The 8,723-nt window shown below is 53.6% G+C and carries 9 protein-coding genes and 1 pseudogene; 5 read left to right on the plus strand and 5 right to left on the minus strand.

Annotated elements, in window-relative coordinates; translation table 11 throughout:
- Positions 1-360: 360 nt before the first annotated feature.
- The 4 genes from MLE19_RS22360 to MLE19_RS22375 all read right to left on the minus strand — a co-directional run bounded on the left by MLE19_RS22360 (position 361) and on the right by MLE19_RS22375 (position 3,645).
- Positions 361-1,221, minus strand: coding sequence for a hypothetical protein (locus MLE19_RS22360; RefSeq protein ID WP_133729732.1), 861 nt, complete (start codon positions 1,219-1,221; stop codon positions 361-363).
- Between the two features lie 480 nt (positions 1,222-1,701).
- Positions 1,702-2,472 carry a hypothetical protein gene (locus tag MLE19_RS22365; protein WP_240720552.1) on the minus strand — a complete coding sequence of 257 codons (771 nt, stop codon included), beginning with the start codon at positions 2,470-2,472 and terminating at the stop codon, positions 1,702-1,704.
- Positions 2,473-2,488: 16 nt separating this feature from the next.
- Positions 2,489-3,223 carry a HupE/UreJ family protein gene (locus MLE19_RS22370; protein ID WP_240720553.1) on the minus strand — a complete coding sequence of 245 codons (735 nt, stop codon included), beginning with the start codon at positions 3,221-3,223 and terminating at the stop codon, positions 2,489-2,491.
- A gap of 53 nt (positions 3,224-3,276) precedes the next feature.
- A complete protein-coding gene (locus MLE19_RS22375; RefSeq protein WP_022522208.1) occupies positions 3,277-3,645 on the minus strand; it encodes a hypothetical protein in 369 nt (122 codons plus the stop codon).
- Between the two features lie 133 nt (positions 3,646-3,778).
- Between MLE19_RS22375 and MLE19_RS22380 the strand changes: the two genes are divergently transcribed.
- Together MLE19_RS22380 and MLE19_RS22385 are read left to right on the plus strand one after the other, a co-directional pair.
- Positions 3,779-4,054 (plus strand): metal-sensing transcriptional repressor, encoded by a 276-nt coding sequence (locus MLE19_RS22380; protein ID WP_008957440.1) that lies wholly within the window; start codon positions 3,779-3,781, stop codon positions 4,052-4,054.
- Between the two features lie 34 nt (positions 4,055-4,088).
- Entirely contained in the window at positions 4,089-5,459 is a 1,371-nt protein-coding gene (locus tag MLE19_RS22385; RefSeq protein WP_008957441.1) for an MFS transporter, read from the plus strand.
- Between the two features lie 351 nt (positions 5,460-5,810).
- On the opposite strand, the gene MLE19_RS22390 is transcribed toward MLE19_RS22385, so the two are convergent.
- Positions 5,811-6,251: a DUF411 domain-containing protein gene (locus tag MLE19_RS22390; RefSeq protein WP_008957442.1), complete on the minus strand. Its 441-nt coding sequence runs from the start codon at positions 6,249-6,251 to the stop codon at positions 5,811-5,813.
- Between the two features lie 708 nt (positions 6,252-6,959).
- Between MLE19_RS22390 and MLE19_RS22395 the strand changes: the two genes are divergently transcribed.
- The 3 genes and pseudogenes from MLE19_RS22395 to MLE19_RS22405 form a co-directional block, all read left to right on the plus strand.
- Positions 6,960-7,331, plus strand: coding sequence for a copper resistance CopC family protein (locus tag MLE19_RS22395; protein ID WP_035556043.1), 372 nt, complete (start codon positions 6,960-6,962; stop codon positions 7,329-7,331).
- 51 nt (positions 7,332-7,382) lie between these two features.
- Positions 7,383-8,240, plus strand: a complete 858-nt coding sequence (locus tag MLE19_RS22400; protein WP_240720555.1) for a copper resistance D family protein — start codon at positions 7,383-7,385, stop codon at positions 8,238-8,240.
- Positions 8,241-8,531: 291 nt separating this feature from the next.
- Positions 8,532-8,723 (plus strand): annotated as a pseudogene (locus MLE19_RS22405) (cupredoxin domain-containing protein); the annotation flags it as partial.

An 8,723-nucleotide genomic window follows, 5' to 3' on the forward strand; every position in this document is an offset into this window, starting at 1 on the left:
TAGAATAAATGCATAAGGAGATCGATAGCGAGCATGGTAGTACTTCAGCTTCTCAATCAGAAATACTAGAAGCAGCTCTTTGCCGTTTTCGGCCAATTTCAGACATCAGTTGGATGGTTTGTAGTAGCCGACAAATCGAATGGCGGCATAACCATAGTCGTCTAGGAAATTTTCGCGTAGTTGACTGTGCATTTTCCCTGAGTCTCAACTTGCTATCCATGATGGCTTGGTTAGCCAAATACCTGTCGAATTAGTGACGCCCAGCGCGTTTGTAACAGCTGAAAATAGTTAGAGCCTACCCATGTTTTCCACTGAGTATCGTTAAAAAATCTGTTCTGGCTGAGCTAGACAACCATGGCGCTAGGTTGTTGCCTCGCCCGGCAACAACCACACCAACAGCGAATTGGCGATAGCAATCAACAAGAAACATGCGAGAACGAAGGAAATCTGCAACAGTATGATCTGTGGCGGTCGCATGTGCTCATTGAACGGGTTGTTTTGTCGAACCCAAGCGACTCGCTTGTGAGCGTCGCGACCTTCACGCTTTCCCGAGAGCTCCTTTTCCCAGTTCGCATGTGGCACTGCCATACTCATTCCGAAGGCCAACGAGTTTGCTGCGCGCACCAGATAGACCAAGGAGATGGGCCATATGGGGTAAAGCACCCAAGAGTATATGGTGGTCATTACGGCGTTCCCGATTTCTCCGCGCGTCAGCTCAACTCGATTCCGCGTAATCTTCTCGGACAGAGACCAGCATATTCCCATCAAGGAAAAAAACGTTCTGTCTAGCCGGCTCATAGATTGACCGGGTTGGTACTCCCATGGGCCCATGTAGCCGGGTGGTGGTTCGAGAGGTCTCGATTGGTGGTCTTTTTCTTGTAGGGCGCCGTAAAGACCTTCCGCTGACACCTTTACAAATCTCGTCACAATGCCCCCCATGAGCAGATAAAGCGCAAGGAGGTCTTTCCAAGCGTAGCTAGGATCGATTCCTATGGCGTTAAACAAAAACTCAGGAAGCGGGTGTACGTAGCGGTCGAACAGCTCAATCGCGTGTTGGATGAGTCCGGGAGTTGGCGCCACTCGCGCGATCGTTTGCTTGAATATCGAGAACGCCGAAAGAAAACATGCCAGCTTGATAACTGGTCCCCAGAGCGCGACTTTGACCACTTGGAACCATTCAAGTTGGTTACGTGATCGCAGGAAGTGGTAAGCGATGCGCATAAAGACCTAACTATTCTGCGCTCGCACAGTGACTTTTGTCTCGCTCACCTCGCCCCCGGAATAAGATAGTGATTGCGAACCGGAGCGGCCTGCTGACTGCGGTTTCTTGCTTGGCCTGATTTTCGGGCACTGCAGTATCAGTAAAGAGCCGCATGCTGTCGTCGCGCGTCATTAAACGGGTGAGCATCGTCTTCTCCCAAAACCAGACAGGCGAAGTCCGGCAATGCCTGAAATAGTGTTAACCGTGAGCAACGGCTTTGGGTCGTCAACCGCCTCTACTATCCAATCAGCATAGACTAACATTCTTCGCTCGGCCATAAGAGGACTTTCAGATCTTTCGCATATATGCCTAAATATTATATTAAATCAGATAACCCACCGATCACTATCTCATCTAATTCTGTAGACGGTTTCCCATCAATGTAGCGACGCTGATGGCAAAAGCCCCTAACGCTCAGGAGAGCGCTAGGGGCCACTGCTTTAGAGAACTTTGTTCAGCTCCCCATAGTCCCCTCCAACACGCAACACCACGGTCACGTCGTTATCATTGCGATTGCGAAAGAACCAACCGTGGTTACCGGTGAACGCGGCTTCCAGTTCTCCCTCATCTTCGGGCACGCCGCGTCCTTTCTCATAGCTGATCGAGTTGCCATTTCCGTCACCGTGGGTGTCGAAATTAAGTGGTCCCCCATCGGACGTCCAAGCGAATGTCGCGACAGCGCCTTCTTCCATCGTCAGCTTGTACTCGGTGCCCTCGCCCGGTGTGAGGGTGAAGCTCACTTCATCGCCCCATGTGGCAGCTTCTTCAGTTGCCTGGGAGGCTGCCTCTTCAGCGGCCAAAGCTTCAGCAAGCGCTACGCTAGCCTCGGGCTGCACCATCTCTTGGTCAGGTACCAAGGAGGCTACTTGCTCCGGCTCTACGTCTGAAGCCTGTTGAGCAGCAGTGTTTGCAGCCGTGGGCGGGTTATCACTTGCTGATTCTTGAGGTGTGCTGGTTTGTGATGCCTGCATGGCAGCGGCTTCGTCATTAGCCTGGTCAAGCTCGGCCTCCTCGGCCAGTTGGGTCTTGATTTCACCCATCTCGGTCAGCCCCAACAAGCGGCCAGCGCCGGTGGGGTCAATGGCATACTCAGCAGGCAGCACGACGGTGATCAGCAAAGCGACTGCAATGACGGCTGCCATCAGCGTAGAACGAAGTAACTTACCTGTTGACGGTAACTCGGCACGGGTGGGAAGGTCGGTATTGTACATTTGGGTCTCTCCTGAATTAGGCGATGAAATAGCCGGTGAGCTGATAACCAACCAGCATAAAGCCAGCGCACATCATGGCGACGTTAGCGGTGTAGGCGTGGCGTAAGAAGCCATTGGTGCGTCGCCAGAAACCCATCACGATAAGGATGGCACTCAGGGCCAGTAGCTGGCCGATCTCTACCCCAACGTTGAACGCCAGGAGATTGGGGACTAATCCATCAGAAGCGATATCGTACTCAATGATCTTGCTCGACAGTCCAAAGCCATGGAACAGGCCGAAGACCAGCGTCGCCACCTTGGTATTGGGCTGAAAGCCGAACCAGCGCTGATAAGCACCGATGTTATCGAGTGCCTTGTAGACAACGGAGAGACCGATGATGGCATCGATAAGGTAGCTATTGATGCCGATATTAAAGTACACCCCTAGCAGCATGGTCGTAGAGTGACCGATGGCGAAGAGGCTGACGTAGATGGCGATATGCTGCATTCGATAGAGGAAAAAGATCACCCCTAGCAAAAACAGGATGTGGTCATACCCCGTCACCATGTGCTTGGCACCGAGATAGCCGAATGAGATCAGGTGAACGCCATAGATCTCCTGGATGTACCCTTTGTCGCCTTCAGCAACGGCGTGGGCAAGGGCTTCACCACTGGCTCCCAGGAGCATCACCAGCAGTGTGAAAAGGGTCAGCGCGTGGCGTCGGGCCAAAACAGGCAAGCCGAACGCACCCCCTAGTTGGGATGGAAACATAAAACCTCCACGGGTTTGTCATTAAGTGTTGGCCGTCCAGTGGACGGCCCCAGTCATCCAGCGATGACCGGCCGTGGAGGACGCTCCAAGCGGTAGACACGACGCAGCGGTAGGCCGCTGCGTTCGCCTAGCCGCAGGGCGTCGCGGAAGTTCGGCTCGACGGCAATGCCCGTCCCAGGCCGATCCGCTTTTTCGTGAAAGTGACTGCCACTCTCATTATGGAGGTGGCGACTATCTTCGTGCTCGTGGCCATGGGTATGCCCATGGCCCTTCTGCACATTCTCATGGAGAGACAACTCAACGCTAACCATGCTCGCCGCCCCATGCGCACGCGCCTCACCCACACTGGTGATTACCAGGCTAGGCAGGAACAGCAACAGAAAGGTCAGATAGCCAAGGCGGTGGCGCAGCCGATTGAGCATGTAGAGCAACCAGGATAAAAGTAAAAATCATAAAAATAGATAACCGTCTGCCTTGAACCATAGCGTTGGCAGAATAACGGCGATAGATTACCATCCCCTCCGGGGGGATAGGAATATAATAAGGGAAAAGAAAATGACAATGCATACTCACCAGTCACATCCCGATATCGTCAAGCGCCTGAACCGCGCTCGGGGGCACCTTTCGAGTGTGACCCAGATGGTAGAGGATGGACGCCACTGTCTGGACATCGCTCAACAACTCCATGCGGTAGAAAAAGCCATTCAGCAAGCTAAACGCACCTTAGTGCTGGATCACATCGACCACTGCCTAGACGAAGCCCTGGGTACTCAGAATCAAACGCAACGGGCACGGGCTGAAGAGTTCAAGACGATTGCACGCTACCTGTAAGCGCTTTTAGGCACCCCTCATTTGAGGAAGTTCTATGCTCGATGTACTCGCCCACCGCGTCTACCGCCATCTCTTTCTAGCGCAGGTCATTGCACTGATCGGCACTGGCCTGACCACGGTTGCTCTGGCGTTGCTGGCTCACGATCTTGCTGAAGGTCAGGCGGGCGTCGTGCTAGGCACGGCGCTGGCGATCAAGATGGTCGCTTACGTGGGCATTGCCCCTTTGGTCGGCGCTTATGCATCACGCCTGCCTCGGCGCACCTTATTGGTTAGCCTGGACTTGCTGCGTGCAGCCGTGGTTTGCGCACTGCCTTTTGTTACCGAAGTGTGGCAGATCTATGTGCTGATCTTTCTGCTCAATGCTTGTTCAGCTGGCTTTACGCCCGTTTTCCAGGCGATGATCCCTGACATTCTCGAAGACGAAGAGCAGTACACACGAGCATTGTCCCTGTCGCGTCTCGCCTATGATTTAGAGAACCTTCTTAGCCCGATGGCGGCGGCGGCATTGCTGATGGTGATGGGTTTTGATGTCCTGTTTGTAATCAATGCTCTGGCCTTCGTTATCTCTGCCGCCCTGGTTATATCGGTGATCCTGCCTGCGTCTCACCCCCTAGAGGAAGCCCCCGGCGTCTGGCGTCGCGTTACTCATGGTATGCGGATTTACCTGAAGACGCCCCGGTTGCGCGGGCTACTGGCGTTGAACCTGGCTGTTTCAGCCGCCGGGGCCATGCAGATCGTCAACACGGTGGTACTCGTACGCTCGGTGTTGAATTTGGGCGAGAAAGAAGTCGCACTGGCCTTTGCCGCCGCAGGCGGGGGCTCCATGCTAATAGCCTTACTGCTGCCCAAGGTGCTGGAACGGGTGTCCGAGCGGCCAGTCATGCTGCTGGGTGGCGTTATGATGGCACTCAGCCTCTACCTGGGCTGGCTGGGCCCATCGTTTGCGGGGCTTGTCGGGCTATGGTTACTGCTGGGCGCTGGGGCCTCGTTGGTCATGACCCCCACCGGGCGCCTGCTCAAACGTTCATGCCAGCCGGAGGAGCGTCCAGCGCTGTTTGCTGCCCAGTTCTCGTTGTCACACAGCTGTTGGCTAGTCACCTATCCGTTGGCAGGCTGGCTGGGAGTGAACCTGGGACTGACGGGTACGTTCGCTTTGCTGGGAACGGTGGCCCTGGCGGCAACGGGGCTCGCGGCCCTTATCTGGCACGCACATGACCCGATGGCTCTTGAGCACGAGCACGCTGCCCAAAGTCACACCCACCTGCACTACCACGATGAACATCATCAGCACGAACATGAGGGATGGGAGGGGCCGGAACCTCATCGCCATTCCCACCATCATTCCCCAGGCTCACATGGGCACGTCTTTGTTATCGATGACCACCATTCCCATTGGCCATCGTAAAACGAGTAAGGACGCGGGCTTGGGAAATAAACGTGGGATGCGAACTGCCAATCTTACTAACGCGGGTATACAACATGCTCACCTTTTATTAAGGCGTAATATTAATAGGAGGTTTTTGCGCAAAGTAAGCTTTAACAGGCTTGCTAGTGTGGCAATGTGTAGGTGTAAAGAAAACGACGCAATCTTATTTTTAGCTTACCGTAACGAATCGACCCGTAACGCACTAGCAAAGTAAATCCTAAGTTTAATACAGCGCTTTCGTTTTAGTAATGTATGACTTGAATGCGCCTGCTGTACTACAAGAGTCCGTTAGAACGGCGTGCAGACAGCAGGCGAGCTTTTATCACCCTACTAAAGGGTCATAAATGGCTCATCTTCCTGGCCTGTAAACGTGTACACATTGTAAGGGCTTTCTTGTGGCCCCGGCATACCCGGTGTGCCAATGGGCATACCCGCCAAACCGATACCGTCAATATCGGGCTGTTCCTCAAACAGCGCCTGCACGGCTTCCATTGGAACGTGGCCTTCGATCCAATACTCGCCCATCTCAATGGTATGGCATGAACCCAGGCCATAGGGCACGCCTGCCTGCTGCTTAATATCACCCAGCTCTACATCGTCAATAATCGTCACTTCTACGCCGAGCTCTTCAAGATGGCGTGCATAAGCGTCACAGCAGCCGCACTGGGGGTTTTTATACAATGTTGCCTCTGGCGGTAACGCCGCCTGGGCGGAGACCGCCCCAAGCAGCATGGAACCAGAGAGTAAAAGCTTGGTGCTCATATGTTGCATTATTTTCAACTCCTTAGCGTGAACGACTGAAGAGGTACTTGGCCAGCGAAGCGATCGCCAAGCCAAGCCAAGCCAAGCCAAGCCAATTAATAACAGCATAGCCAGGGGCATCAACCAGCCTAACCACCCCATTGATCCCATAAAAGCAAAGCATTCCGCGTTCATCATGACATCACTCCTGGTTTATGCCTTGAGCGAAGATGGCGCTACTTAAGATACTGAGGATTGCAGCCCGACCAATGGCAAAGTTCATCCTGTGCTTAACCATGATATTTCCCCTCATCATGTTGCTGATCGAGACATTGCCTTACCCAATAAGAATGGAAAAAGTCGAAGTTAGCTTTCGTTATAAGCCTACAACCTATAGGTAGCCCAAAGGTAAAGAAGAAATCGATCCCAAACCCTAGATTTGTCACAGGTCATTTTTTTCCGCCATTTTCAGCTCTGCTTCAGGTTGGCACGCTATAACACTGACTCAGTTCCATGAAGAAGAGCGCGTACAAATGCTGCTCAAATACATCTCCACCCAAGAAGCGAAAACCCAGCAGCCAAAGAACCCATGAATGCTCTCTTGGTTCTTTAAGAGCAAGATGCCATGTGCCTTGTTCGTCAAATAGGGCACATGAACGATGTCTGAAGGCTCAACCGAATCAGATTTGAAGCCTCCGCGACGAACCATTCAAGCCTAAAAAAATATAAGGAAACGGTATGCAAAAGAAGACGACTTCGCTCCCTATTATTCACGCTACCTTAGCAACGCTGTTGCTGTCGCTCGCAAGCCCAGTGTTGGCCCATGAAGGGGGCGCAAGCACTTCGCCTAAGGATGGCGTCACCATTCAGGATTCCCCAGCAGAGATTGGCATCGAGTTTGGTGGCATGATGCGCATCACCCAGTTTGAAGTGGCAGGCCCGGACGGCCCCGTTCCTCTTGATGGTCAGCCAGGCAGTGAACAGGTCGATCGCTACTTCGTAAAGCCCAGTGACACTCTTTCGGCTGGGGATTACCAGGTGCGCTGGCGTGGCCTATCGGATGACGGGCACATGATGTCTGACGGTTTTAACTTCTCGGTCGAGCCCTGACCCGTGGCCTGGTGGTTCTCCGTAAATAGCCTCGACGTCTGGACCGTCGCGATGATTCTCGTGGCGGCTGGGGTTTACCTTAGTGCCCTAGTTGCGACGGGTGCCGTGTTGTTTCGTCTAGCGTTTCCGCGACTCCCTCATCACGACCGGAGGCGCGTCGCCCGCATGGGCGTCTTTGCTGCCTGGGCGGGGGTCATTCTGATTCTGTTCCAGTGGCCTTTAGAAGCTGGTTACCTTGGGGGCGGCAATATCGCTGCTGCAACCAACCCAATGCTGCTCGGAATCGTGTTTGAGGGTGCGTCCGGGGGCCGGCTAATGCTGGCGGTAGCTGGCTTGCTGCTGGTTCAGGCGATTCAGCTTAATAACTTAGCGCTCTCGAAAACAGCCAACAGCGTGAGCCTAGTAGGCGTTTTATTGGTGATGCTGGCATTCGTGCAGGTGGGGCATACAGTAAACACCCCACGCCTCGTTCTGGCTGGCTTGCTGATCGTTCACCTGATGGCGGCAGCATTTTGGGTGGCCTCGCTTTGGCCGCTGTTCCATTTAGTAGGACGGGGTCACAACCAGGACAATACCGCCCACATTCTGACCCGTTTCGGGAAAATCGCCATAAGCGGAGTCGGCTTGTTGGTACTGGCGGGCGTCACGTTGGCCACGCTGCTAACGGGCGGTCTCACGCCACTGCTCACCACGGCATATGGACAGTTCTTGATCGGCAAGGTATTGATTGTGGCGGCGCTACTGTTATTTGCTGCCGCGAACAAGTGGCGGCTTGTGCCGGCCTTTGAGAGCGGCGACGCAACAGCCCCAGGACGGTTACAGAGAAGTATTGCACTGGAGATGGTGCTGGTCGCGGTTATCTTGTTGATCACGGCAGTGCTGACAAGAGTGTCATCACCGAATGGGTGACTAACAGGTCAACCACCTTGTTGAGCCGTTCCAGAGCTCGAAATTAACGGTCTCCTTCTTATGGGCCTTACGCTGAGGTTTAGGCGGAGGCTGCCATAGGCAATTGCACCAACAAGACGAAAAGTCATTGCTGCAGCGTTGACTCTAATCAGGGGGGGAATCCAGTTAGGGCCCATCATCATGTTAGCAATGCTTTTGGGTAGCAGGCCATATTTTTACGTTAGGTTCAGGCTCGTTTCAGGTTAACACCGTATAAAGAACAAGTGACAATAACCTCTGAGGTAAATGACCATGCGCAACATCTCCTTAACAACGTCTTTGTTTGCCCTTTCACTCAGTTTGATAACGAGTGCGGCATGGGCTTCGCCCGGCCAAGGCAGTGGTGACAATGGCCTAACCGAGGCTGACGTTGACCGCACGATCAGCCTTGAAGCTGGCGATATGTGGTTCGACCCTGAAGCGCTAGAAATGGCGGCAGGGGAG

Source organism: Vreelandella neptunia (assembly GCF_022489065.1).
GTDB classification, from domain to species: Bacteria; Pseudomonadota; Gammaproteobacteria; order Pseudomonadales; family Halomonadaceae; genus Vreelandella; species Vreelandella neptunia_A.